22 protein-coding genes and 2 pseudogenes are annotated in these 24,564 nt (G+C 74.3%); 9 read left to right on the top strand and 15 right to left on the bottom strand.

Annotation, left to right across the window (positions count from 1 at the left end; translation table 11 throughout):
• The first annotated feature begins 65 nt into the window (after positions 1–65).
• The 3 genes from ACZ4SV_RS13790 (at position 66) to ACZ4SV_RS13780 (ending at position 1,506) form a co-directional block, all read left to right on the top strand.
• Positions 66–440 (top strand): helix-turn-helix domain-containing protein, encoded by a 375-nt coding sequence (locus ACZ4SV_RS13790; RefSeq protein ID WP_365874239.1) that lies wholly within the window; start codon positions 66–68, stop codon positions 438–440.
• A 193-nt stretch (positions 441–633) separates the two neighbouring features.
• Positions 634–1,104 (top strand): Dps family protein, encoded by a 471-nt coding sequence (locus ACZ4SV_RS13785; RefSeq protein ID WP_468004113.1) that lies wholly within the window; start codon positions 634–636, stop codon positions 1,102–1,104.
• A gap of 135 nt (positions 1,105–1,239) precedes the next feature.
• The gene (locus tag ACZ4SV_RS13780) at positions 1,240–1,506 is read left to right on the top strand and encodes a hypothetical protein (RefSeq protein WP_397943209.1); all 267 of its coding nucleotides are present in this window, start codon (positions 1,240–1,242) and stop codon (positions 1,504–1,506) included.
• Positions 1,507–1,785: 279 nt separating this feature from the next.
• Here ACZ4SV_RS13780 and ACZ4SV_RS13775 read toward each other — a convergent pair whose 3' ends face one another.
• From ACZ4SV_RS13775 to ACZ4SV_RS13765, 3 genes are all read right to left on the bottom strand, one after another.
• Positions 1,786–2,631 carry an Fpg/Nei family DNA glycosylase gene (locus ACZ4SV_RS13775; protein WP_397943211.1) on the bottom strand — a complete coding sequence of 282 codons (846 nt, stop codon included), beginning with the start codon at positions 2,629–2,631 and terminating at the stop codon, positions 1,786–1,788.
• A 45-nt stretch (positions 2,632–2,676) separates the two neighbouring features.
• A complete protein-coding gene (locus ACZ4SV_RS13770; protein WP_468004110.1) occupies positions 2,677–7,767 on the bottom strand; it encodes an ATP-dependent helicase in 5,091 nt (1,696 codons plus the stop codon).
• Between the two features lie 200 nt (positions 7,768–7,967).
• Entirely contained in the window at positions 7,968–8,912 is a 945-nt protein-coding gene (locus ACZ4SV_RS13765) for a hypothetical protein (RefSeq protein ID WP_468004108.1), read from the bottom strand.
• Between the two features lie 79 nt (positions 8,913–8,991).
• Between ACZ4SV_RS13765 and ACZ4SV_RS13760 the strand changes: the two genes are divergently transcribed.
• The 4 genes from ACZ4SV_RS13760 (at position 8,992) to recX (ACZ4SV_RS13745) (ending at position 12,789) form a co-directional block, all read left to right on the top strand.
• A complete protein-coding gene (locus ACZ4SV_RS13760) occupies positions 8,992–9,186 on the top strand; it encodes a DUF3046 domain-containing protein (RefSeq protein WP_365874227.1) in 195 nt (64 codons plus the stop codon).
• Between the two features lie 255 nt (positions 9,187–9,441).
• Positions 9,442–10,581, top strand: coding sequence for an AI-2E family transporter (locus ACZ4SV_RS13755; RefSeq protein ID WP_468004153.1), 1,140 nt, complete (start codon positions 9,442–9,444; stop codon positions 10,579–10,581).
• A 252-nt stretch (positions 10,582–10,833) separates the two neighbouring features.
• Entirely contained in the window at positions 10,834–11,964 is a 1,131-nt protein-coding gene (gene recA / locus ACZ4SV_RS13750; protein WP_365877507.1) for a recombinase RecA, read from the top strand.
• 3 nt (positions 11,965–11,967) lie between these two features.
• Positions 11,968–12,789, top strand: coding sequence for a recombination regulator RecX (gene recX, locus ACZ4SV_RS13745; RefSeq protein WP_468004104.1), 822 nt, complete (start codon positions 11,968–11,970; stop codon positions 12,787–12,789).
• Between the two features lie 374 nt (positions 12,790–13,163).
• Here recX (ACZ4SV_RS13745) and ACZ4SV_RS13740 read toward each other — a convergent pair whose 3' ends face one another.
• From ACZ4SV_RS13740 to ACZ4SV_RS13715, 6 genes and pseudogenes are all read right to left on the bottom strand, one after another.
• Positions 13,164–13,604 carry a rhodanese-like domain-containing protein gene (locus ACZ4SV_RS13740; protein ID WP_468004102.1) on the bottom strand — a complete coding sequence of 147 codons (441 nt, stop codon included), beginning with the start codon at positions 13,602–13,604 and terminating at the stop codon, positions 13,164–13,166.
• Complete coding sequence (locus tag ACZ4SV_RS13735) at positions 13,601–14,143, bottom strand: cupin domain-containing protein (protein ID WP_365877514.1); 543 nt, start codon at positions 14,141–14,143, stop codon at positions 13,601–13,603. Before ACZ4SV_RS13735 ends, ACZ4SV_RS13740 begins: the two co-directional genes overlap by 4 nt.
• A gap of 70 nt (positions 14,144–14,213) precedes the next feature.
• Positions 14,214–14,420: a putative leader peptide gene (locus ACZ4SV_RS13730; RefSeq protein ID WP_468004100.1), complete on the bottom strand. Its 207-nt coding sequence runs from the start codon at positions 14,418–14,420 to the stop codon at positions 14,214–14,216.
• 391 nt (positions 14,421–14,811) lie between these two features.
• The gene (locus ACZ4SV_RS13725; protein ID WP_468004098.1) at positions 14,812–16,449 is read right to left on the bottom strand and encodes an FAD-dependent monooxygenase; all 1,638 of its coding nucleotides are present in this window, start codon (positions 16,447–16,449) and stop codon (positions 14,812–14,814) included.
• Between the two features lie 177 nt (positions 16,450–16,626).
• Positions 16,627–17,523, bottom strand: a complete 897-nt coding sequence (locus tag ACZ4SV_RS13720; RefSeq protein ID WP_397943226.1) for an amino acid ABC transporter permease — start codon at positions 17,521–17,523, stop codon at positions 16,627–16,629.
• A pseudogene (locus tag ACZ4SV_RS13715) lies at positions 17,520–17,978 on the bottom strand (ABC transporter permease subunit); the annotation flags it as partial. The gene ACZ4SV_RS13720 and the pseudogene ACZ4SV_RS13715, both read right to left, overlap by 4 nt.
• Position 17,979: 1 nt before the next feature.
• Between ACZ4SV_RS13715 and ACZ4SV_RS13710 the strand changes: the two are divergent.
• Positions 17,980–18,297 (top strand): annotated as a pseudogene (locus tag ACZ4SV_RS13710) (recombinase RecA); the annotation flags it as partial.
• Positions 18,298–18,300: 3 nt separating this feature from the next.
• On the top strand, positions 18,301–19,122 hold the full coding sequence (gene recX, locus ACZ4SV_RS13705; protein WP_468004104.1) for a recombination regulator RecX: 822 nt from the start codon (positions 18,301–18,303) through the stop codon (positions 19,120–19,122).
• Between the two features lie 374 nt (positions 19,123–19,496).
• Here the strand turns inward: recX (ACZ4SV_RS13705) and ACZ4SV_RS13700 are convergent, their stop codons facing one another.
• The 6 genes from ACZ4SV_RS13700 to ACZ4SV_RS13675 form a co-directional block, all read right to left on the bottom strand.
• Complete coding sequence (locus tag ACZ4SV_RS13700) at positions 19,497–19,937, bottom strand: rhodanese-like domain-containing protein (protein ID WP_468004102.1); 441 nt, start codon at positions 19,935–19,937, stop codon at positions 19,497–19,499.
• Positions 19,934–20,476: a cupin domain-containing protein gene (locus ACZ4SV_RS13695; RefSeq protein ID WP_365877514.1), complete on the bottom strand. Its 543-nt coding sequence runs from the start codon at positions 20,474–20,476 to the stop codon at positions 19,934–19,936. Before ACZ4SV_RS13695 ends, ACZ4SV_RS13700 begins: the two co-directional genes overlap by 4 nt.
• 70 nt (positions 20,477–20,546) lie before the next feature.
• The gene (locus tag ACZ4SV_RS13690) at positions 20,547–20,753 is read right to left on the bottom strand and encodes a putative leader peptide (RefSeq protein ID WP_468004100.1); all 207 of its coding nucleotides are present in this window, start codon (positions 20,751–20,753) and stop codon (positions 20,547–20,549) included.
• A 391-nt stretch (positions 20,754–21,144) separates the two neighbouring features.
• Positions 21,145–22,782 (bottom strand): FAD-dependent monooxygenase, encoded by a 1,638-nt coding sequence (locus tag ACZ4SV_RS13685; protein WP_468004098.1) that lies wholly within the window; start codon positions 22,780–22,782, stop codon positions 21,145–21,147.
• 177 nt (positions 22,783–22,959) lie between these two features.
• Positions 22,960–23,856, bottom strand: coding sequence for an amino acid ABC transporter permease (locus ACZ4SV_RS13680; protein ID WP_468004096.1), 897 nt, complete (start codon positions 23,854–23,856; stop codon positions 22,960–22,962).
• Positions 23,853–24,521, bottom strand: coding sequence for an amino acid ABC transporter permease (locus tag ACZ4SV_RS13675; RefSeq protein ID WP_358694101.1), 669 nt, complete (start codon positions 24,519–24,521; stop codon positions 23,853–23,855). Before ACZ4SV_RS13675 ends, ACZ4SV_RS13680 begins: the two co-directional genes overlap by 4 nt.
• Positions 24,522–24,564: the final 43 nt, after the last annotated feature.

Raw genomic sequence — 24,564 nt, 5'->3', positions numbered from 1 at the left:
GCGGCGCAAGGCGGTACGGTGGGGCGAGAAGGATGCGGCTACGCGGTCCGAGGAGGGAGCCACCGATGATTCTGCTCCGTCGCCTGCTGGGTGACGTGCTGCGTCGGCAGCGCCAACGCCAGGGCCGTACTCTGCGCGAAGTCTCCTCGTCCGCCCGAGTCTCACTCGGCTATCTCTCCGAGGTGGAGCGGGGGCAGAAGGAGGCTTCCTCCGAACTGCTCGCCGCCATCTGCGACGCGCTGGACGTACGGATGTCGGAACTCATGCGAGAGGTGAGCGACGAACTCGCGCTCGCCGAACTGGCCCGGTCCGCCGCGGCCACCGAGCCCGTGCCCACCCCGGTCCGGCCGATGCTGGGTTCGGTGTCGGTGACCGGTGTGCCACCGGAACGGGTGACCATCAAGGCGCCCGCGGAGGCCGTGGACGTGGTCGCCGCCTAGGTCCGTGCGCGGCCCGCTCCTCCCGAGACGAACGAGGCCCCGACCGGGCTGCCCAGGAAGACCTGGACGAGCCCGGCTGGGGCCTTTGTGCCATCCGGGGTGATGTGTGTCCGCCGATGCCCCGTTTGCCGGGGGTGCGCGGTGCGGTCATCGTGGGAGGGACGTGACGGCGCCGAACCACCGGAGGAAGCGGATGTACGTCGTGAAGAGCCCGTTGGCCGACGCCGACCTGAAGACCGTGTCCGAGGCGCTGCGGGGCGCGCTCGTCGACCTGATCGACCTGGCGCTGATCTCCAAGCAGATCCACTGGAACATCGTCGGCCCCCGCTTCCGCTCCGTCCACCTCCAGCTCGACGAGGTCGTCGCCTCCGCCCGCACCCACTCGGACACGGTGGCCGAGCGGGCCTCGGCGCTGGGCGTACCGCCCGACGGACGCGCCGCCACGGTGGCCTCCGTCAGCGGCATCAGGACCGCACCGGCGGGCTGGGTCAAGGACACGGACGCGGTCTCGGCCATGGTGGACGCGCTGGGCTCGGTGATCACCCGGATGCGGGAGCGGGTGGACGCCACCGGCGGACCGGACCCCGTCACCCAGGACCTCCTCATCGCGATCACCGCGGACCTGGAGAAACACCACTGGATGTTCCAGGCGGAGAACGCGTAGCGGGTGTGGCCGGCGGCCGAGGAGACCCGCCGTCTCCACGCCGCGCGGCCCGGCGCCTGCATCGGTGAGCCCCTCGGTGCGCCTCCCGCGCGGGCCAGGTGACGGTCTAGCGTCCGGCTGGAGGTGATGACGGGCATGGTGCGGATAGTGCTCCGGGGGGTGGCGCTCGGGGCGGCGGCCGTGTGGTGGTGGGCGCTGCTGCGGCTCGCCGCCGGGCAGGGCTCGGGGGTGCTGGAGGGGGCCGTCGTGGCCGGCGGCTGGGGCATCAGCCTGCTGCCCGTGCACTGTGTGCCCAAGACACGGGCGACCGGGGCCGTGGCGGCGGGACGCTGGGAGGACGCCTGGCAGACCGGGGCCGTCACCAGGGCGTCGGGTACGGGCGGGACGCCGGGCCGGTCGTGAACGCCGACCCGTCGTGGACGCCGGCCGGTCGTGGACGCCGACCTGTGGTGGACACCGGCTGGCTGGTGGAGGCCGGGCCCGGATCGCGGGCCCGTCCGTCCGTCGTGAGCGTCCGTCCGTCGTGAGCCACCGGCGCGTCCGGTGCCGGTGCCGGACGCGGCACCGGGTGCGGATCGTGGTGGCCCGGGGCCCTTCTGCGCGACGTTGACCCGGGCCCTTTTGTGAAGTGTTCCGCGTGGGGCTGCCGCAGCCTGGAGTTCGGTCCCGGTCGCCGGCCGGTCAGCCGGTGCGGCGCGGGTAGCGCTCGCGCCAGCGTTGGGCGGAGCCGGGCGCGGGGGCGGGGCCCTGCTGGCAGGTGGGGCACCAGTAGGTGGGACGCTCCTGGGAGCCGTCGCCCTGGTCGGCCACCCGGACGGACGTGTGGCAGCGCAGACACGGCCGGGGTGCGCGGCCGTAGACGAACAGGTCGTACTGGTGGAGGCCGGTGGTCTGCCGGACCGGGCGGTCGCGGTTCGCCTCCAGGAGTCGCTTGGCCAGACCGGGCAGCTTCCCGGCGCGGTCCGCGGGGAGCGCGCCGGCCGGCAGCCACGGGGTCACACCGAGCAGGAAGCACAGCTCGCTCTTGTAGATGTTGCCGATGCCGGCCAGATTGCGCTGGTCCAGCAGCGCCTCGCCGAGCGGACGCGCGGGGTCCGCGAGGATGTTGGCCAGGGCGCGCTCCGGGTCCCAGTCCGGGCCGAGCAGATCGGGGCCGAGGTGGCCGACGGCCTTCTCCTCGTCGGTCGTGCGCAGCAGTTCCAGGACCGGGAGGCGGTAGCCGACGGCGGTGCGGTCGGCGGTGCCGAGGATCGCCCGGATCTGGTGGGCCGGCCCGCCCCGCCAGCGCTCGCCGGTGCCGTACACCTTCCACGCGCCCTCCATGCGCAGATGGGTGTGCAGGGTCAGACCGCCCTCGAAGCGGGTCAGCAGGTGCTTGCCGCGCGGGATCGTGCTCAGCACCCTGCGGCCGGTCAGGTCCACCGTCGCGTACTTGGGCACGCGGAAGTCGCTGCGGGTCAGCGCCTTGCCCGCGAGGGCCTCGTGCAGCCGCCGCGCGGCCTGCCAGACCGTGTCACCTTCGGGCATGCGTCCAGCGTGCCATGGCGGGCCGGCCGGGGTGCGCGGTGCGGGTCACGCTCTCAGGCGCAGTCCGCGCGGGGTCGCCACGAACCCCGCCGCCTCCAGGAGCGCGCCCGCCGGGGACGTCAGGGCCTGGGCGCCGTTGATCCGCTCGACCGTGACCGTGCCGAGCGAGCCCGCGCGGGCCGCCGCGGCCAGCGCCTCGGCGGCCGTACGCAGCCGGACGTCGTCCGGTGCGGCGGTGTCCGGTGCCGAGGGCCAGGCCAACAGCGTCTTACCGCCGCGCTCCATGTACAGCGTCAGCTCGCCCTCCACCAGCACGACCAGCGAACCCGCCTTGCGGCCCGGCTTGTGGCCGGCACCGGTCGGCGGCTCGGGCCAGGGCAGCGCGGCGCCGTAGGCGTTCGCGGGGTCGGCCGCGGCGAGGACCACGGCACGGGGATCGGGCGCCGCGGAACCCGGGCGGCCGCTGTCCTGCCCGTAGCCGTAGCCGTAGCCACGGCGCGGGGTCCCGCTTGGGGAGGCGCCCGGGCCGTGGGCGGGGCCGGCGCCGCGGGGGCCGCCGTAGCCGGGCGAGGCGAACGGGTCGGCGAGGTCGCGTGACGGGACCGGGCCGCCGGCGGGGCGGTCGTCCGGCGGCCAGGTGAAGTCACCGTCCAGGCCGGGGTGGGGGAAGGCGCCGTCGGCCGTGCCGAGGGCGCCGGGCGCGGTGTGGCCGTGCGGGGTGCGGTCCGCGTCACCGAACGGGTCCGGGGCACCCGGGCCGCCTCCGGAGCCGCCCGGGCCGCCCTCGGTCCCCAGGGCGCCCAGGGCCGGCCACGCGGCCGTGGACCCCGGGCCGTTCCCGGGGCCCGGGAAGTCGAAGCCGTGGCCGTCCGCCGGGGCGGGCAGGCCCTGGGAGCGCTCGCGGGCGTTCGCCACCGCGCGGAGCCGGTCCACCGCGCCGTCCATCGCGAACTGCGCCGCGCCCAGCCCCTCGACCACGTAGCCGCGCCGGGCCTGACCGCTCTCCTCGAACACCGACAGCACCCGGTACACCGCCGAGAAGCCGCCCTCGACGCCCTCCGCGGCGACCGCGCCCCGGGTGACCACGCCGTGCCGGTCCAGGAGCGTGCGGGCCAGCGCGTGCGCGCGCACGGTGGTGTCCGGCTCGGCCACGGGCAGCAGCGACCAGCGGCCGGCGACGGTCGGCGGGCCGGTGCGGGAAGCGGTGCGCGCGGCGGCCGTCAACGAGCCGTAGCGCCCGCGCGGCACGGCACGCTTGGCGCGGTGCGCCGTCGCACCCGCCGTGCGGCCGGAGCCCAGCAGGGCGCGCATCGGCGCCAGGGTGTCGTTGGTGAGCCGGCCGGACCAGGCCAGGTCCCACAGGGCGTCGGCCAGGTGCGGATCGGTGGCGTCGGGGTGCGTGGTGGCGCGGACCTGGTCGGCGATCTGCCGGAAGAACAGGCCGTAGCCCCCGGCGAGGGCGTCCAGGACGGACTGGTGGAGCGCGGTCAGCTCCAGTGGGTGCGGGGCCGGCAGCAGCAGCGGGGCCGCGTCCGCCAGATAGAGCGAGACCCAGCCGTCCTTGCCGGGCAGCGCGCCCGCGCCGGCCCACACCACCTCGCCGGCGGCGGTCAGCTCGTCGAGCATGGCGGGCGTGTACTGCGCCACCCGGGAGGGCAGGACCAGCTTCTCCAGTGCGGAGGCGGGCACGGAGGCGCCCTGCACCTGCTCGATGGCGCGCACCAGGCCGTCCACGCCCCGCAGCCCGTGGCCCTTGCCGATGTGCTGCCACTGCGGCAGGAACTGGGCGAGCGCGGCGGGCGGCACGGGCTCCAGCTCGTGCCGCAGGGCCGCGAGCGAGCGGCGGCGCAGCCGGCGCAGCACCGCCGCGTCACACCACTCCTGGCCGATGCCCGCCGGATGGAACTCGCCCTGGACGACCCGCCCGGCCCCGGCCAGCCGTTGCAGGGCGCCCTCGGTGACCGCCACGCCCAGCCCGAACCGGGCCGCCGCGGTCGCCGAGGTGAACGGACCGTGCGTACGGGCGTAGCGCGCGAGGAGATCGCCCAGCGGGTCCTTGACCGGCTCGGTGAACGCCTCCGGGACACCCACCGGCAGCGCCGTGCCCAGCGCGTCGCGCAGCCGCCCCGCGTCCTCCACGGCCGCCCAGTGGTCGGCGCCCGCGATCCGCACCCTGATGGCCCGGCGCGCGCCCGCCAGCTCCCGCGCCCAGTGCGGATCGGCGCCCCGCGCGACCAGTTCGGCGTCGGTCAGCGGACCGAGCAGCCGCAGCACGTCCGCGACGCCCTCGACGTCCTTGACCCGGCGGTCGTCGGTGAGCCACTGCAGCTCGCGCTCCAGCTCGGTCAGCACCTCGGCGTCGAGCAGCTCGCGCAGCTCCGCCTGGCCCAGCAGCTCGGCCAGCAGCCGCGAGTCCAGCGACAGCGCGGCGGCGCGGCGCTCGGCCAGCGGGGAGTCGCCCTCGTACAGGAACTGGGCGACGTAGCCGAACAGCAGGGAGCGGGCGAACGGGGACGGCTCCGGGGTGGTGACCTCCACCAGGCGCACCTTGCGGGACTCCAGGTCGCCCATCAGCTCCACCAGCCCGGGGACGTCGAAGACGTCCTGGAGGCACTCGCGGACCGCCTCCAGCACGATCGGGAACGAACCGAACTCGCTCGCCACCTGGAGCAGCTGGGCCGCCCGCTGACGCTGCTGCCACAGGGGGGTGCGCCGGCCCGGGTTGCGGCGCGGCAGCAGCAGGGCGCGGGCGGCGCACTCACGGAACCGGGCGGCGAACAGCGCCGAGCCGCCCACCTGGTCGGTGACGGTCTGGTCGACCTCGCCCTTGTCGAAGACGACGTCGGCCGCGCCGATGGGGGCCTGTTCGCCGTCGTACTCGGTGCCGGCCTTCACGGGCTCCTGGTCGAGCAGGTCCAGGCCCATCAGATCGGCGTCGGGCAGGCGCAGCACGATCCCGTCGTCGGCGTGCATGACCTGCGCGTCCATGCCGTAACGCTCGGAGAGGCGGGCACCGAGGGCGAGCGCCCAGGGGGCGTGGACCTGAGCGCCGAACGGGGAGTGGACGACGACCCGCCAGTCGCCCAGCTCGTCACGGAACCGCTCCACGACGATCGTGCGGTCGTCCGGGATGTGGCCGCACGCCTCGCGCTGCTCGTCCAGGTACGCCAGCACGTTGTCCACCGCCCACGCGTCCAGGCCGGCCGCCAGCAGCCGTGTCCGCGCGGCGTCCCGGGGCAGCGAGCCGACCTCGCGCAGGAACGCGCCCACCGCGCGGCCCAGCTCCAGCGGGCGGCCGAGCTGGTCGCCCTTCCAGAAGGGCAGCCGGCCCGGCACGCCCGGGGCGGGCGAGACCAGGACGCGGTCACGGGTGATGTCCTCGATCCGCCAGGAGCTCGTGCCCAGCGTGAAGACGTCGCCCACCCGGGACTCGTAGACCATCTCCTCGTCCAGCTCGCCGACCCGGCCGCCGCCCTTCTTGGGGTCGGAGCCGGCGAGGAAGACCCCGAACAGACCGCGGTCCGGGATCGTGCCGCCGGAGGTGACGGCGAGGCGCTGCGCGCCCGGGCGGCCGGTGATGTCACCGGTCACGCGGTCCCACACCACGCGCGGGCGCAGCTCGGCGAACGCGTCCGAGGGGTAGCGGCCCGCGAGCATGTCCAGGACCGCCGTGAACGCCGACTCCGGCAGCGAGGCGAACGGGGCCGCGCGGCGCACCACGGCCAGCAGGTCGTCGAACTGCCAGGTGTCCAGCGCCGTCATGGCCACCACCTGCTGCGCGAGCACGTCCAGCGGGTTCGCGGGCACCCGCAGCGACTCGATGGCACCCGTGCGCATCCGCTCCGTGACCACGGCCGCCTGCACCAGATCGCCCCGGTACTTCGGGAAGACGACACCGGTCGAGACCGCGCCGACCTGGTGCCCCGCGCGGCCCACGCGCTGGAGCCCGGAGGCGACCGACGGCGGCGACTCGACCTGCACGACCAGGTCCACGGCACCCATGTCGATGCCCAGTTCCAGACTGGAGGTGGCCACCACCGCGGGCAGCCGGCCGGCCTTCAGGTCCTCCTCGACCAGGGCCCGCTGCTCCTTGGACACCGACCCGTGGTGCGCGCGGGCGATCACCTGCGGCGCGCCCTGGGCCGCGCCCGACCCGCCCATCAGCTGAGCCGGGGAGTGGTGCTCCGCCAGCGGCTCACCGGTCGCCCGTTCGTACGCGATCTCGTTGAGCCGGTTGCACAGCCGCTCCGCCAGACGGCGCGAGTTGGCGAACACGATCGTGGACCGGTGGGCCTGCACCAGGTCGGCGATGCGCTCCTCCACATGCGGCCAGATCGACGGCCGCTCCCCGCCCTCGGCGGCGTCGGCGGCCGGGGCGCCGCCCAGCTCGCCCATGTCCTCCACCGGGACGACCACGGAGAGGTCGAACTCCTTGCCGGACTCCGGCTGGACGATCTCCACCTTCCGGCGCGGCGACAGATAGCGGGCCACCTCGTCGACCGGGCGCACGGTCGCCGACAGGCCGATCCGGCGGGCGGGCCGCGGCAGCAGTTCGTCCAGCCGCTCCAGGGAGAGCGCGAGATGCGCGCCGCGCTTGGTGCCCGCGACCGCGTGCACCTCGTCCAGGATCACCGTGTCCACGCCCGTGAGCGCGTCGCGCGTGGCCGAGGTCAGCATCAGGAACAGCGACTCGGGGGTGGTGATCAGGATGTCCGGCGGGCGCGTGGACAGGGCGCGGCGCTCGGCGGCCGGGGTGTCGCCGGACCGGATGCCGACCCGGATCTCGGGCTCGGGCAGGCCCAGCCGCACGGACTCCTGGCGGATGCCGGTCAGCGGGCTGCGCAGATTGCGCTCGACGTCGACGGCCAGGGCCTTCAGCGGCGACACGTACAGCACCCGGCAGCGCTTCTTCGGGTCGGCCGGGGGCGGAGCGGAGGCCAGCTCGTCCAGGGCGGCGAGGAACGCGGCCAGCGTCTTGCCCGAGCCGGTCGGGGCGACCACCAGCACGTCCGAGCCCTCCCGGATGGCCTGCCACGCGCCGGCCTGGGCGGCGGTGGGCGCGGAGAAGGCCCCCGTGAACCAGCCGCGGGTCGCGGGGGAGAAGCCGTCCAAGGCCCGGTGTGCGGAGCTGACCATGCGTCCATCCTGCACCCGCCCACTGACAATCGCCCTGACCTGGGCAAACGGAACGCCACCCGCGCCGGCCGGCCGGTGTGACCGTACGGCCGGCCATGACGGGCCTGCTTTCCGCGCCACCCCGGCGGGCCCGCGCCACCCCCAGTCGGCCCGCGCCACCCTGGCCCGCCCGTGCCACACCCGCCGGGGAGGCCGGTGGCTCAGCCGACGAAGCGGCCGTGGGCCCGCAGGGTGCGCAGGGCCTCGATGGTCACCAGGCCGCGTGCCTCCAGCGCGGGCGCCGGGGCCCACCGGCGCCAGGTGACGGGCCAGCCGCCGTCCTCCTGCTGCCCGGCGGCCAGGTGGTCCAGCGACCGCTCCATCTCGTCGTCCGTGAACCACGCGCGCGCGAGCGAGTCCGGGCTCCGGGCGAAGTCGTGCGGGAAGTGGTGCTCGCCGGGGGCGTAGCCGGCGGCGACCGGGAACGCGTCGAGACGGTCCGGTTCCAGTGCCGCGAGCCGCTGCTCCCGCACCAGGCGGCCGAGCCGGTCGGCGGCGGCCTCCGCGCGCGGACGGTCGGGAGCGGAGTCCAGGAAGGCCACGGCGGCCTCCACCTCGTACGGGTGGGACTTCTCCAGGGACTCCACCGCCCGCCAGCAGTAGTCGGTGGCCCGGAACAGCCAGGCGTGCCACACCTCGTTGCGGTGCAGCAGCCCGACCACCGGGCCGGTGGACAGCAGCTCGCTGGGAGGATCGTCGACGACCGGGACGAACGGCGCCGCCGGATATCCGCGCTGGCTGGGATGGACCGCCGGCAGGGCGCCGTCCGCGGTGGAGACCGAGGTCAGATAGCGGCACACGCGCTCCACCCGCTGTCCGCCGCAGCGCCCGACGGCGTCCAGCACGCGCAGCGCGTGCGCGGTGTGCAGGGGCTGGCTGACCGGCCCGCGCAGATCGGGTTCCAGCGCGTGTCCGTATCCGCCGTCCTCGTTGCGGTAGGCGTCGAGCGCGGTCTCCACCGGCTCCGGGCCGCCGTGCAGGAAGTGGTAGGCGAAGAGACGCTGCTCCAGCACACGCGCGGTGAGCCACACGAACTGCTCGGCGCGGAAGAGCGGGGAGCGCGCCGGGGGCGCGGAGGGGAGTGGGGAAGCTCCTGAATCTGCCATGGGTCAGACCGTAAGGCGGACCGCGGCCCCGGCAGGCCCTCCCGGACAGGGCCGCCCCCGGGGGCGGGATACTGGAGTCATGCGGTTGACGGTCTTCTGGCAGCGAATGGCGGAGCACTTCGGTCCGGGGTACGCCGAGATCTTCGCGCGCGATCACGTCATGTCGGAACTGGGCGGACGCACCGTGCACGAGGCACTGGACGCCGGCTGGGCGGCCAAGGACGTGTGGCGCGTGGTCTGCGCGGTCATGGACGTACCGGGCGAGAGGCGCTGACCGGGGAGACGCGCTGACGGCGGGCGGGACGCCGGGACCGCCGGCCCCGAATTCGACAGTACGGCATCGATCCGGCGCGAAGCTCCCCGGCGGGCTCCGGTTGTCCGTGGCGTGGGCGAGACTGGGCGCGTGGCATCGATCGACGAGGACTCCCTTGCACCCACTGCCGCGGACGGCGAGCCGTCCGCCCGGCAGGCGGCACCGGCCCCGCCCGGCCGGCCCCCGCTCTCCGACGCCGTCGCGCCCGGCGGCCGGATGCCGCGCTGGCTGCCCCGCGCCATGGTGCTCGCGCTCGCGCTGGTCGCCGCGTTCCAGCTGGGCAGCTGGGCCTTCCACCAGCTGACCGGACTCCTGATCAACATATTGATCGCGTTCTTCCTGGCGCTCGCGGTCGAGCCGGCGGTGAGCCGGATGTCGGCCCGTGGGATGCGCAGGGGCCTCGCCACCTTCCTGGTCTTCCTCGGGCTGACCGTCGCCGTCGCCGGGTTCGTCACCCTGCTCGGCTCGATGCTGGCCGGCCAGATCGTCAAGATGATCGAGGGTTTCCCGGAATACCTCGACTCGCTGATCCACTGGATCAACCAGACCTTCCACACCCACCTCAAACGGGTGGACATCCAGGAGGGCCTGCTCCACTCCGACTGGCTGCGCAAGTACGTGCAGAACAGCGCGGCCGGCGTCCTCGACGTGTCCACCCAGGTGCTCGGCGGGCTCTTCCAGCTCCTCACGGTCGCCCTGTTCTCGTTCTACTTCGCCGCGGACGGCCCCCGCCTGCGCCGCGCCCTGTGCTCCGTCCTGCCGCCCGCGCGCCAGGCCGAGGTGCTGCGCGCCTGGGAGATCGCCGTCGACAAGACGGGCGGCTATCTGTACTCGCGCGGACTCATGGCGCTCATCTCCGGGGTCGCGCACTACATCCTGCTGGAGGTCATGGGCGTGCCGTACGCGCCCGTGCTCGGTGTCTGGGTGGGCCTGGTCTCGCAGTTCCTCCCCACCATCGGGACGTACCTCGCGGGCGCGCTGCCGATGCTGATCGCGTTCACCGTCAACCCCTGGTACGCGCTGTGGGTGCTGGTCTTCGTCGTGATCTACCAGCAGTTCGAGAACTACATGCTCCAGCCCAAGCTGACCGCCAAGACCGTCGACATCCACCCGGCGGTCGCCTTCGGCTCGGTCATCGCGGGCACCGCGCTGCTGGGCGCGGTCGGCGCGCTGATCGCCATCCCGGCGGTCGCCACCCTCCAGGCGTTCCTCGGGGCGTACGTGAAGCGGTACGCCGTCACGGACGACCCCCGGGTGCACGGCCACCGCAGCAGCAGGAGCCGCTCCGGTCCCGGGGCGCTCGCGCGCGTGCGACGGCGGTGGGCCGGCCGGCCCGGCGGGCAGAGCCGGTCGTAGGCCGGTCCGCCGGGGCGGGTGACCGGTCCGGCGGACTGGTCCCGGAGGCCGTGGGGCGCGCTTGACACCAAAATCGAACATCCATTCATATGGAGGCTCAGGCAAGGCTCTGGGTTGGGGACTTTGTCCCGGTTTGCGGGATGATGTCCCTCAGTTATCCACAGGCTGGACCTGCGTCGGGGCGCATTGTCAGTGGCAGGCGTTAGCGTCTTTGACGTGAAGCGATCGACTCAAGCAAACCGGGTGGAACCCATGGCAGGAACCGACCGCGAGAAGGCGCTCGAAGCCGCGCTCGCGCAGATTGAACGACAATTCGGCAAGGGCGCGGTCATGCGCATGGGCGAGCGGTCGAGGGACCCCATCGAGGTCATCCCGACCGGGTCGACCGCGCTCGACGTCGCCCTCGGCGTCGGTGGCCTGCCGCGCGGCCGTGTCGTGGAGATCTACGGACCGGAGTCCTCCGGCAAGACGACCCTGACCCTGCACGCCGTGGCGAACGCGCAGAAGGCCGGCGGCCAGGTGGCCTTCGTGGACGCCGAGCACGCCCTCGACCCCGAGTACGCGCGCAAGCTGGGCGTCGACATCGACAACCTGATCCTCTCCCAGCCGGACAACGGCGAGCAGGCCCTGGAGATCGTGGACATGCTGGTCCGCTCCGGTGCCCTGGACCTCATCGTCATCGACTCCGTCGCCGCGCTCGTCCCGCGCGCGGAGATCGAGGGCGAGATGGGCGACAGCCACGTGGGTCTGCAGGCCCGCCTGATGAGCCAGGCGCTGCGGAAGATCACCAGCGCGCTCAACCAGTCCAAGACCACCGCGATCTTCATCAACCAGCTCCGCGAGAAGATCGGCGTGATGTTCGGCTCCCCGGAGACCACGACCGGTGGCCGGGCGCTGAAGTTCTACGCCTCGGTGCGCATCGACATCCGCCGCATCGAGACCCTGAAGGACGGCACGGAGGCGGTCGGCAACCGCACCCGCTGCAAGGTCGTCAAGAACAAGGTCGCGCCGCCCTTCAAGCAGGCCGAGTTCGACATCCTCTACGGCCAGGGCATCAGCCGCGAGGGCGGTCTGATCGACATGGGCGTGGAGCACGGCTTCGTGCGCAAGGCCGGCGCCTGGTACACGTACGAGGGCGACCAGCTCGGCCAGGGCAAGGAGAACGCGCGCAACTTCCTCAAGGACAACCCCGACCTGGCGAACGAGATCGAGAGGAAGATCAAGGAGAAGCTGGGCGTCGGGGTCCGGCCGGAGGAGCCCGCCGCCGAGCCGGGCGCCGACGCCGCGGTCACCCCCGTCGTGGCCGAGGACTCCGCCAAGGTGGTGCCCGCCCCGGCGGCCGCCAAGGCCGCCAAGCCCAAGGCCGCCGCAGCCAAGAGCTGACCCGTGACACGACGAACCGACTGGGCCGGGGACGAGTACGCCGCCCCCGGTGCCCCACGGGGGAGGGGCACCGGGAGCCGCCCGGACTCCGTCCCGGAGGGTGGTGACGGACCACCGGACGACGGACCGCGGGACGACGGGCACGGCGAGCACGGTGTATCGGGCGAGTACGGCGGGCGCGACCGGTCCGGCCGGCGTGACGAGTACGGCCCGCGGGGCGGGGGCCGCGGGCGCGGGCGTGGCCGACGGCGCGGTTTCGGCGACGCGCCCGGTGAGGACGAAGGCGCCCCCTCCTCGGCGAGGGACGAGCGGGGGGAGTCTTCAGGGGACCCGGTGGAGCGGGCACGGGCGATCTGCCTGCGCCTGCTCACCGGGACCCCGCGCACCCGCAAACAGCTCGCGGACGCGCTGCGCAAGCGGGAGATCCCCGAGGACGCGGCCGAGGAGGTGCTGTCCAGGTTCGAGGAGGTCGGGCTCATCGACGACGGCGCCTTCGCGGACGCCTGGGTGGAGTCCCGGCACCATGGGCGGGGACTCGCCCGCCGCGCCCTCGCCCGGGAGCTGCGCACCAAGGGAGTCGACCCGGCGCTGATCGAGGACGCCGTCGCCCGGCTCGACTCCGAGCAGGAGGAGGAGACCGCCCGGGAACTCGTCGCCCGCAAGCTGCGGGCCACCCGGGGTCTCGACCGCGACAAACGGATCCGCCGGCTCGCGGGCATGCTCGCCCGCAAGGGCTATCCCGAGGGCATGGCCCTCCGCGTCGTCCGCCAGGCCCTGGAGGAGGAGGGCGAGGACACGGACTTCCTCGGGGACGGGGACATCTGACGGGACCCGCGGCACGGGCGGGCCGGACCGGCCGGTGCGGACCGGCGCCGGGGCGAGGTGAGGGTGGGGTTAACCCCCGCCGCGCACGGGTGGGGTGCCCCTCCGTCAGGACACCGGATCACCGCAGTGCTCCGCCCGCCCGCCCGTCTGCGTCTGCGTCGTCGGGACCGCCGGTGTCCTCGCGCTCGTGGCCAGTGCCGTACCGGGACGCGTGGCGCTCCGGGTGCGGGCGGTGACGGTGGCGACGGCCGGGGAGTAGCCGGCGCCGGCGAGGCCGGGAGGGGAACGCCGAAGCGCCGGTGGTTCGTGGACACCACCCGCCGAGGCAGGGTGTCCACGGCCCGTCGGCGCGTTCGGCGGTCCGCCGGGTGCGGTCAGGCCGTGGCCGGTTCCACCGGCAGGCCCTCCGCCCGCCACGCCTGGAAACCGCCCACCAGGTCGGTCGCCCGGTGCAGGCCGAGCTGGTGGAGGGAGGCGGCGGCGAGACTGGAGGCGTAGCCCTCGTTGCAGACGACCACGATCCGCAGGTCGTGTCCGGTGGCCTCGGGGAGGCGGTGGCTGCCCTGCGGGTCGAGGCGCCACTCCAGTTCGTTGCGCTCGACCACGACGGCACCCGGGATGAGTCCGTCCCGCTCGCGCAGCGCCGCGTACCGGATGTCGACCAGCAGGGCGTCACCGGCGCGCGCGGCCTCGTGCGCCTCGCGTGCCTCGATCCGCCGGTAGCCGGCCCGTACCCGGTCCAGCAGTTCGTCGATGCCGGGCGGCCGTCCGTCCGGCCCGCCGCTCGTCACCGGCCGCTCGCCCGCGCCGCTCACTGCCAGTCCTCCGCGCGCTCGACCTGCTCCAGGCGCAGCACCTGGCCGGTGCGGCTGTACCGACGCATGTGGGGGAGCGGCGGGTAGTAGGCGTGGACGGAGATCGCGTGCCGGTCACGGGACTCGTTGAGCACCTCGTGCACATGGTGGCGGCCGAAGGCGCGGCCCTGTCCGGCGGGCAGCCGGCGTACGCGGTCCACGCCGTCGTTGAGTTCGAGGGTCTTCCAGCCGTCGGTGGGCAGCCGGGTGGCGAGGGAGTTCTCGGTGAGGGCGCCCGAGGCGGTGAGGAACGCGCCGACCGAGTCGGCGTGGTCGTGCCAGCCGGTGCCGGTGCCGGGCGGCCAGCCGATCAGCCAGGCCTCGCTGCCGCGCGGTCCCTGGAGCCGCACCCAGGTGCGGCCCTCCGGGTCGAGCGGGAGGGAGGCGATCAGCTCGGCGTCGGCCGCCGCACGCCGGACGAAGCCGAGGAGGTCCGCCTGCGTGGGCGCGGAGCGGGGGGACACGGCCGAGGGCAGGGGGGAGGAGAAGGGGGCAGACACGGGAACCGTCCTGTGGGGCGTTCGCGGAAACGGGCGCGCGGGGGCGCCCGGTGAGGGAGGGGGCGCGAATTCAGCAGGACGGGTGACAGACGCAGCCCGCGTAGCGGACGAGGTCCATATGGACCCTCCGCCACAGGCGCACGTAGGTGTCGGTCACGATCCGGAGTACAGCATGCCGGCGTATCCCGGTCAACCGGGTGTCACCTCGTGGACGGAAGGCCAGGGGGTACGCCCGGCGCGCACCGGGTCCGGGCCCGCGCACGCCACCGGCGCACATCGGGACCTGCGCACTTCCCCGACACGCACCCCGGCGCGGACCCCGGCGCGGACCGCCACCCGGCCCCGCGCAATCGCACGCTCCCACCGCACGCACTCAGCGCGCACCCGCCGCGCACGCCCCCACAGCACGCCCCTACACCGCACGTACTCAGCGCGCGCACTCAGCGTGTGCACCCGCCCCCGCGCACCTACCGCACGCTCCCACCGCACGCACTCAGCGCGCACCCGCCGCGCACGCCCCCACAGCACGCCCCTACACCGCACGCCTCCCCACCGCGCGCACTCAGCGTGTGCACCCGCCCCCGCGCACCTACCGCACGCATCCACCGCACGCACCCGCCGCACGCGCACTCACCGCACGCACCCACGGCGCGCACCCCCGCCGCCCCTCACCGCGCGCCGGACGCCGCCTCCGCCGTCGCCGGTTCCTGTTCCCGCTCCGCCGGGCCCTCCGCCGGGGCCGCGCCGCCCAGCGCGGCTTCCGCCGCCGTGTACAGGTCGGCCGGGCGGACCCCGCTCAGCGCGGTGACCAGGTGGCCGTCGGGCCGTACGAGCAGCACACTGTGGGCCGGCGCGCCCGGGTAGCTCTCGGCGACCAGCAGCTCGGCGGGGTGCGGCAGCGCGGTCACGGCCGCCGCGAGCCGGGGCATCACCCCGGCGGACACCCAGTGCTTGCGGTCCCACACACCCGTGCCGGGCGCGATCAGCACGACCAGCAGCGCGCCGCGCCCGAGCCGGTCGCGCAGCGGGACGAAGGACCCGTCCTCCGCCGTGACCCGGACGTCGGCGACCGGCGCGCCCGGCGGGGTGTCCACGGAGATGGCCGCCTCCAGCCGGCCCGGCATGAGCGGCGAGCCGGCGTACGTACCGGACGCGCCCAGCGGGCCGCGGCCCAGGTGGCCGTCGGTGAGCAGCGCGTCATGGCCCCGGGCGGCGCCCGGCACGATGCCGCGCAGCCCGCCGCCGCCCCGCAGTCCCGGCAGCGCCTGGTCGGCGGCGCGCAGCCGGGCGGCGACCACCGCGCGCCGCTCGGTCTGGTAGCTGTCCAGCAGGGCCTCGTGCGGGCCGTGGTGCCAGGCGGCGGCCAGCTTCCAGGCGAGGTTGCCGGCGTCCCGCAGGCCCTCGTCGAGCCCCTGGGTGCCGGCCGCGCCGAGCAGGTGGGCCGCGTCCCCGGCGAGGAAGACCCGGCCGGCGCGCCAGCGGCGGGCCAGCCGGTGGTGCACCGTGTGGACTCCGGTGTCGAGCAGGTCGTACGCCGGTGCGGCGCTGCCCGTCCAGCCCGTGAGGGTCTCCCGGATGCGGCTCACCAGCATCTCGGGCGTGACCAGGTCCTTGCCCGGCGGCAGCAGCCAGTCCAGGCGCCAGGCGCCGTCCGGCAGGGGGCGGGCGGTCACCTCCGTGACCGCAGGTCCGGACGACCGCCACGGCGGCATCCGGTGGAGCACCGCGTGTGCCTCCCAGGGGAGTTCGGTCCGCAGTGCGGCGACCGCGTGCCGCTCCACCGCCGTACGGCCCGGGAAGCGGATGTCCTGCAGCTTGCGCACGGTGGAGCGCGGACCGTCGCAGCCGACCAGGTAACTGCCGCGCCACCAGGTGGCCTTGGGGCCGCGGGTGTGCGCGGTGACGCCGGCCCGCTCCTGCTCGACCGCGTCCAGGCGGCTGTCGACGGCCACCTTGGCCAGCGGTTCGCCGGCGAGGGCCGCGCGCAGGGCGTCCGTCACGACGTGCTGGGCGATGTGCAGCGGGGCGGCGGGATCGTCCTCGGCGAAGGCGATCTCGGTGAGCACCTGCTTGCGCCGGAGCGACCGCCACCCGGCCCAGCGCACGCCGTGCGCGCCGAGCGCCGCTCCGGTCAGCCGTTCCAGCAGATCGGCCGTGTCCTCGTGCAGGACGACGGTGCGCGCGGGGCGGGGTTCGTCCTTGCCGGGGCCCTCGTCCAGCACGACGACGGGCACGCGCTGACGGGTCAGCAGCAGGGCGAGCGTCAGTCCGACCGGCCCCGCTCCGACGATGATCACCGGGTCCATGACGCGCCGCCCCCTGCCCGTGACGATGCCCTGACGGAGACAAGTGAACAGGAAGGCGGAGCGGGGTGCACGATCACAAAGCGTATGCAACCCATTGGCAGAGTTTGCGTCAAGCGACCGGAGGCAGTGGCGATCAGGCCACTGCCTCCGGGTGGTGCATTCGGGTCTGACCTGGCGTCAGGCGGAGGTTCCGGTCCCCGCGGCGCCCTGGACGTCCGCCGTCTTCTCGGCGCTCAGCACCACGCCGGTCGACTTCTTGCGCCGCCGCAGCCGGCCCTCCAGCCAGCTCGCGAACGAGGTCAGCGAGAAGTTGATGATCACGTAGATGACGGCCACCACCGTGAAGGACGCGATGGTGTTGGCGCCGTAGTAGCCGCTCATGGTGTTCGCCGAGGCGAGCAGTTCGGGGAAGGTGAGGACGGCGCCGCCGAGCGCGGTGTCCTTCACGATGACCACGAGCTGGCTGACGATGGCCGGAAGCATCGTGGTCACGGCCTGCGGCAGCAGGATGAGCCGCATCACCTGGCCCTTGCGCAGGCCGATCGCCATGGCTGCCTCGGACTGGCCCTTCGGCAGCGCGAGGATGCCCGCGCGGACGATCTCCGCGAGCACCGACGCGTTGTACAGCACCAGGCCGGTGACGACGGCGTAGAGCGGGCGGTCGTCCGAGTTCACGTCGGTGTACTGGGCGAAGAGCGCCAGCCCGAAGATCATCAGCACCAGTACGGGGATCGCGCGGAAGAACTCCACCACGACCGACGCGGGCACCCGTACCCACACGTGGTCCGAGAGCCGCGCGATACCGAGGACGGCGCCCAGCGGCAGCGCGATGACCATCGACAGCGCCGCCGCCTTCAGCGTGTTCTGCAGGCCCGGCCATATGTAGGTCGAGTAGGCCTCGGCGCCGCCGCCGAGGTAGGGCTTCCACAGGGCCCAGGCGAGCTGGCCCTTGGCGTCCAGGGACGAGTACAGCCACCACAGGAGGGCCGCGAGCGCGACGAGGAAGAGCACCGTGTAGAGGACGTTGCGCCGCTTGGCGCGCGGTCCCTGGGCGTCGTACAGGACCGAGGTCATCGCTTCACCGCCACCTTCTTGCCCACCCAGCCGAGGATCAGGCCGGTCGGCAGGGTCAGGCAGCAGAAGCCGAACGCGATGATCGCGGAGATCAGCAGCAACTGCGCCTCCTTCTCGACCATGTCCTTCATCAGCAGCGCCGCCTCGGCGACGCCGATCGCGGCCGCCACCGTCGTGTTCTTCGTCAGCGCGATCAGCACGTTGGTCAGCGGGCCGACGGCCGCCCGGAACGCCTGCGGCAGCACGATCAGGAACAGCCCCTGGGTAAAGCTGAGTCCGATGGCGCGCGCGGCCTCCGCCTGGCCGACCGGCACCGTGTTGATGCCGGAGCGGATCGCCTCGCACACGAAGGCCGACGTGTAGACGACCAGTCCGAGCACCGCCAGCCGGAAGTTGGCCGTGTCCACGTCGTCACCGGCACCGAGGGTGATCCGCAGGGTCTGGTACAGGCCCAGCGGCGGTCTGATCGACATGGGCGTGGAGCACGGCTTCGTGCGCAAGGCCGGCGCCTGGTACACGTACGAGGGCGACCAGCTCGGCCAGGGCAAGGAGAACGCGCGCAACTTCCTCAAGGACAACCCCGACCTGGCGAACGAGATCGAGAGGAAGATCAAGGAGAAGCTGGGCGTCGGGGTCCGGCCGGAGGAGCCCGCCGCCGAGCCGGGCGCCGACGCCGCGGTCACCCCCGTCGTGGCCGAGGACTCCGCCAAGGTGGTGCCCGCCCCGGCGGCCGCCAAGGCCGCCAAGCCCAAGGCCGCCGCAGCCAAGAGCTGACCCGTGACACGACGAACCGACTGGGCCGGGGACGAGTACGCCGCCCCCGGTGCCCCACGGGGGAGGGGCACCGGGAGCCGCCCGGACTCCGTCCCGGAGGGTGGTGACGGACCACCGGACGACGGACCGCGGGACGACGGGCACGGCGAGCACGGTGTATCGGGCGAGTACGGCGGGCGCGACCGGTCCGGCCGGCGTGACGAGTACGGCCCGCGGGGCGGGGGCCGCGGGCGCGGGCGTGGCCGACGGCGCGGTTTCGGCGACGCGCCCGGTGAGGACGAAGGCGCCCCCTCCTCGGCGAGGGACGAGCGGGGGGAGTCTTCAGGGGACCCGGTGGAGCGGGCACGGGCGATCTGCCTGCGCCTGCTCACCGGGACCCCGCGCACCCGCAAACAGCTCGCGGACGCGCTGCGCAAGCGGGAGATCCCCGAGGACGCGGCCGAGGAGGTGCTGTCCAGGTTCGAGGAGGTCGGGCTCATCGACGACGGCGCCTTCGCGGACGCCTGGGTGGAGTCCCGGCACCATGGGCGGGGACTCGCCCGCCGCGCCCTCGCCCGGGAGCTGCGCACCAAGGGAGTCGACCCGGCGCTGATCGAGGACGCCGTCGCCCGGCTCGACTCCGAGCAGGAGGAGGAGACCGCCCGGGAACTCGTCGCCCGCAAGCTGCGGGCCACCCGGGGTCTCGACCGCGACAAACGGATCCGCCGGCTCGCGGGCATGCTCGCCCGCAAGGGCTATCCCGAGGGCATGGCCCTCCGCGTCGTCCGCCAGGCCCTGGAGGAGGAGGGCGAGGACACGGACTTCCTCGGGGACGGGGACATCTGACGGGACCCGCGGCACGGGCGGGCCGGACCGGCCGGTGCGGACCGGCGCCGGGGCGAGGTGAGGGTGGGGTTAACCCCCGCCGCGCACGGGTGGGGTGCCCCTCCGTCAGGACACCGGATCACCGCAGTGCTCCGCCCGCCCGCCCGTCTGCGTCTGCGTCGTCGGGACCGCCGGTGTCCTCGCGCTCGTGGCCAGTGCCGTACCGGGACGCGTGGCGCTCCGGGTGCGGGCGGTGACGGTGGCGACGGCCGGGGAGTAGCCGGCGCCGGCGAGGCCGGGAGGGGAACGCCGAAGCGCCGGTGGTTCGTGGACACCACCCGCCGAGGCAGGGTGTCCACGGCCCGTCGGCGCGTTCGGCGGTCCGCCGGGTGCGGTCAGGCCGTGGCCGGTTCCACCGGCAGGCCCTCCGCCCGCCACGCCTGGAAACCGCCCACCAGGTCGGTCGCCCGGTGCAGGCCGAGCTGGTGGAGGGAGGCGGCGGCGAGACTGGAGGCGTAGCCCTCGTTGCAGACGACCACGATCCGCAGGTCGTGTCCGGTGGCCTCGGGGAGGCGGTGGCTGCCCTGCGGGTCGAGGCGCCACTCCAGTTCGTTGCGCTCGACCACGACGGCACCCGGGATGAGTCCGTCCCGCTCGCGCAGCGCCGCGTACCGGATGTCGACCAGCAGGGCGTCACCGGCGCGCGCGGCCTCGTGCGCCTCGCGTGCCTCGATCCGCCGGTAGCCGGCCCGTACCCGGTCCAGCAGTTCGTCGATGCCGGGCGGCCGTCCGTCCGGCCCGCCGCTCGTCACCGGCCGCTCGCCCGCGCCGCTCACTGCCAGTCCTCCGCGCGCTCGACCTGCTCCAGGCGCAGCACCTGGCCGGTGCGGCTGTACCGACGCATGTGGGGGAGCGGCGGGTAGTAGGCGTGGACGGAGATCGCGTGCCGGTCACGGGACTCGTTGAGCACCTCGTGCACATGGTGGCGGCCGAAGGCGCGGCCCTGTCCGGCGGGCAGCCGGCGTACGCGGTCCACGCCGTCGTTGAGTTCGAGGGTCTTCCAGCCGTCGGTGGGCAGCCGGGTGGCGAGGGAGTTCTCGGTGAGGGCGCCCGAGGCGGTGAGGAACGCGCCGACCGAGTCGGCGTGGTCGTGCCAGCCGGTGCCGGTGCCGGGCGGCCAGCCGATCAGCCAGGCCTCGCTGCCGCGCGGTCCCTGGAGCCGCACCCAGGTGCGGCCCTCCGGGTCGAGCGGGAGGGAGGCGATCAGCTCGGCGTCGGCCGCCGCACGCCGGACGAAGCCGAGGAGGTCCGCCTGCGTGGGCGCGGAGCGGGGGGACACGGCCGAGGGCAGGGGGGAGGAGAAGGGGGCAGACACGGGAACCGTCCTGTGGGGCGTTCGCGGAAACGGGCGCGCGGGGGCGCCCGGTGAGGGAGGGGGCGCGAATTCAGCAGGACGGGTGACAGACGCAGCCCGCGTAGCGGACGAGGTCCATATGGACCCTCCGCCACAGGCGCACGTAGGTGTCGGTCACGATCCGGAGTACAGCATGCCGGCGTATCCCGGTCAACCGGGTGTCACCTCGTGGACGGAAGGCCAGGGGGTACGCCCGGCGCGCACCGGGTCCGGGCCCGCGCACGCCACCGGCGCACATCGGGACCTGCGCACTTCCCCGACACGCACCCCGGCGCGGACCCCGGCGCGGACCGCCACCCGGCCCCGCGCAATCGCACGCTCCCACCGCACGCACTCAGCGCGCACCCGCCGCGCACGCCCCCACAGCACGCCCCTACACCGCACGTACTCAGCGCGCGCACTCAGCGTGTGCACCCGCCCCCGCGCACCTACCGCACGCTCCCACCGCACGCACTCAGCGCGCACCCGCCGCGCACGCCCCCACAGCACGCCCCTACACCGCACGCCTCCCCACCGCGCGCACTCAGCGTGTGCACCCGCCCCCGCGCACCTACCGCACGCATCCACCGCACGCACCCGCCGCACGCGCACTCACCGCACGCACCCACGGCGCGCACCCCCGCCGCCCCTCACCGCGCGCCGGACGCCGCCTCCGCCGTCGCCGGTTCCTGTTCCCGCTCCGCCGGGCCCTCCGCCGGGGCCGCGCCGCCCAGCGCGGCTTCCGCCGCCGTGTACAGGTCGGCCGGGCGGACCCCGCTCAGCGCGGTGACCAGGTGGCCGTCGGGCCGTACGAGCAGCACACTGTGGGCCGGCGCGCCCGGGTAGCTCTCGGCGACCAGCAGCTCGGCGGGGTGCGGCAGCGCGGTCACGGCCGCCGCGAGCCGGGGCATCACCCCGGCGGACACCCAGTGCTTGCGGTCCCACACACCCGTGCCGGGCGCGATCAGCACGACCAGCAGCGCGCCGCGCCCGAGCCGGTCGCGCAGCGGGACGAAGGACCCGTCCTCCGCCGTGACCCGGACGTCGGCGACCGGCGCGCCCGGCGGGGTGTCCACGGAGATGGCCGCCTCCAGCCGGCCCGGCATGAGCGGCGAGCCGGCGTACGTACCGGACGCGCCCAGCGGGCCGCGGCCCAGGTGGCCGTCGGTGAGCAGCGCGTCATGGCCCCGGGCGGCGCCCGGCACGATGCCGCGCAGCCCGCCGCCGCCCCGCAGTCCCGGCAGCGCCTGGTCGGCGGCGCGCAGCCGGGCGGCGACCACCGCGCGCCGCTCGGTCTGGTAGCTGTCCAGCAGGGCCTCGTGCGGGCCGTGGTGCCAGGCGGCGGCCAGCTTCCAGGCGAGGTTGCCGGCGTCCCGCAGGCCCTCGTCGAGCCCCTGGGTGCCGGCCGCGCCGAGCAGGTGGGCCGCGTCCCCGGCGAGGAAGACCCGGCCGGCGCGCCAGCGGCGGGCCAGCCGGTGGTGCACCGTGTGGACTCCGGTGTCGAGCAGGTCGTACGCCGGTGCGGCGCTGCCCGTCCAGCCCGTGAGGGTCTCCCGGATGCGGCTCACCAGCATCTCGGGCGTGACCAGGTCCTTGCCCGGCGGCAGCAGCCAGTCCAGGCGCCAGGCGCCGTCCGGCAGGGGGCGGGCGGTCACCTCCGTGACCGCAGGTCCGGACGACCGCCACGGCGGCATCCGGTGGAGCACCGCGTGTGCCTCCCAGGGGAGTTCGGTCCGCAGTGCGGCGACCGCGTGCCGCTCCACCGCCGTACGGCCCGGGAAGCGGATGTCCTGCAGCTTGCGCACGGTGGAGCGCGGACCGTCGCAGCCGACCAGGTAACTGCCGCGCCACCAGGTGGCCTTGGGGCCGCGGGTGTGCGCGGTGACGCCGGCCCGCTCCTGCTCGACCGCGTCCAGGCGGCTGTCGACGGCCACCTTGGCCAGCGGTTCGCCGGCGAGGGCCGCGCGCAGGGCGTCCGTCACGACGTGCTGGGCGATGTGCAGCGGGGCGGCGGGATCGTCCTCGGCGAAGGCGATCTCGGTGAGCACCTGCTTGCGCCGGAGCGACCGCCACCCGGCCCAGCGCACGCCGTGCGCGCCGAGCGCCGCTCCGGTCAGCCGTTCCAGCAGATCGGCCGTGTCCTCGTGCAGGACGACGGTGCGCGCGGGGCGGGGTTCGTCCTTGCCGGGGCCCTCGTCCAGCACGACGACGGGCACGCGCTGACGGGTCAGCAGCAGGGCGAGCGTCAGTCCGACCGGCCCCGCTCCGACGATGATCACCGGGTCCATGACGCGCCGCCCCCTGCCCGTGACGATGCCCTGACGGAGACAAGTGAACAGGAAGGCGGAGCGGGGTGCACGATCACAAAGCGTATGCAACCCATTGGCAGAGTTTGCGTCAAGCGACCGGAGGCAGTGGCGATCAGGCCACTGCCTCCGGGTGGTGCATTCGGGTCTGACCTGGCGTCAGGCGGAGGTTCCGGTCCCCGCGGCGCCCTGGACGTCCGCCGTCTTCTCGGCGCTCAGCACCACGCCGGTCGACTTCTTGCGCCGCCGCAGCCGGCCCTCCAGCCAGCTCGCGAACGAGGTCAGCGAGAAGTTGATGATCACGTAGATGACGGCCACCACCGTGAAGGACGCGATGGTGTTGGCGCCGTAGTAGCCGCTCATGGTGTTCGCCGAGGCGAGCAGTTCGGGGAAGGTGAGGACGGCGCCGCCGAGCGCGGTGTCCTTCACGATGACCACGAGCTGGCTGACGATGGCCGGAAGCATCGTGGTCACGGCCTGCGGCAGCAGGATGAGCCGCATCACCTGGCCCTTGCGCAGGCCGATCGCCATGGCTGCCTCGGACTGGCCCTTCGGCAGCGCGAGGATGCCCGCGCGGACGATCTCCGCGAGCACCGACGCGTTGTACAGCACCAGGCCGGTGACGACGGCGTAGAGCGGGCGGTCGTCCGAGTTCACGTCGGTGTACTGGGCGAAGAGCGCCAGCCCGAAGATCATCAGCACCAGTACGGGGATCGCGCGGAAGAACTCCACCACGACCGACGCGGGCACCCGTACCCACACGTGGTCCGAGAGCCGCGCGATACCGAGGACGGCGCCCAGCGGCAGCGCGATGACCATCGACAGCGCCGCCGCCTTCAGCGTGTTCTGCAGGCCCGGCCATATGTAGGTCGAGTAGGCCTCGGCGCCGCCGCCGAGGTAGGGCTTCCACAGGGCCCAGGCGAGCTGGCCCTTGGCGTCCAGGGACGAGTACAGCCACCACAGGAGGGCCGCGAGCGCGACGAGGAAGAGCACCGTGCAGAGGGCGCTGCGCCGCTTGGCGCGCGGTCCCTGGGCGTCGTACAGGACCGAGGTCATCGCTTCACCGCCACCTTCTTGCCCACCCAGCCGAGGATCAGGCCGGTCGGCAGGGTCAGGCAGCAGAAGCCGAACGCGATGATCGCGGAGATCAGCAGCAACTGCGCCTCCTTCTCGACCATGTCCTTCATCAGCAGCGCCGCCTCGGCGACGCCGATCGCGGCCGCCACCGTCGTGTTCTTCGTCAGCGCGATCAGCACGTTGGTCAGCGGGCCGACGGCCGCCCGGAACGCCTGCGGCAGCACGATCAGGAACAGCCCCTGGGTAAAGCTGAGTCCGATGGCGCGCGCGGCCTCCGCCTGGCCGACCGGCACCGTGTTGATGCCGGAGCGGATCGCCTCGCACACGAAGGCCGACGTGTAGACGACCAGTCCGAGCACCGCCAGCCGGAAGTTGGCCGTGTCCACGTCGTCACCGGCACCGAGGGTGATCCGCAGGGTCTGGTACAGGCCCAGCGACGAGAACAGGATGATCACCGTGAGGGGGATGTTCCGCACGATGTTCACGTAGGCGGTGCCGAAACCGCGCATCAGCGGCACCGGACCCACCCGCATGGCGGCCAGCAGGGTGCCCCAGACCAGGGAGCCCGCGGCGGCCAGCAGCGTCAGCTGCACGGTCGTCCAGAAGGCGCCCAGTACGTCGTAACCGTCAAGAAAGTCGAACACGATCTCCCGCGCTTCCGCGTGTAGGGATGCCCGGGTGCGCCGC

This window comes from Streptomyces sp. NPDC027672, assembly GCF_055566335.1.
Note: the sequence above shows the minus strand (reverse complement) of the source record. Positions and strands in the feature narration are given on the sequence as shown.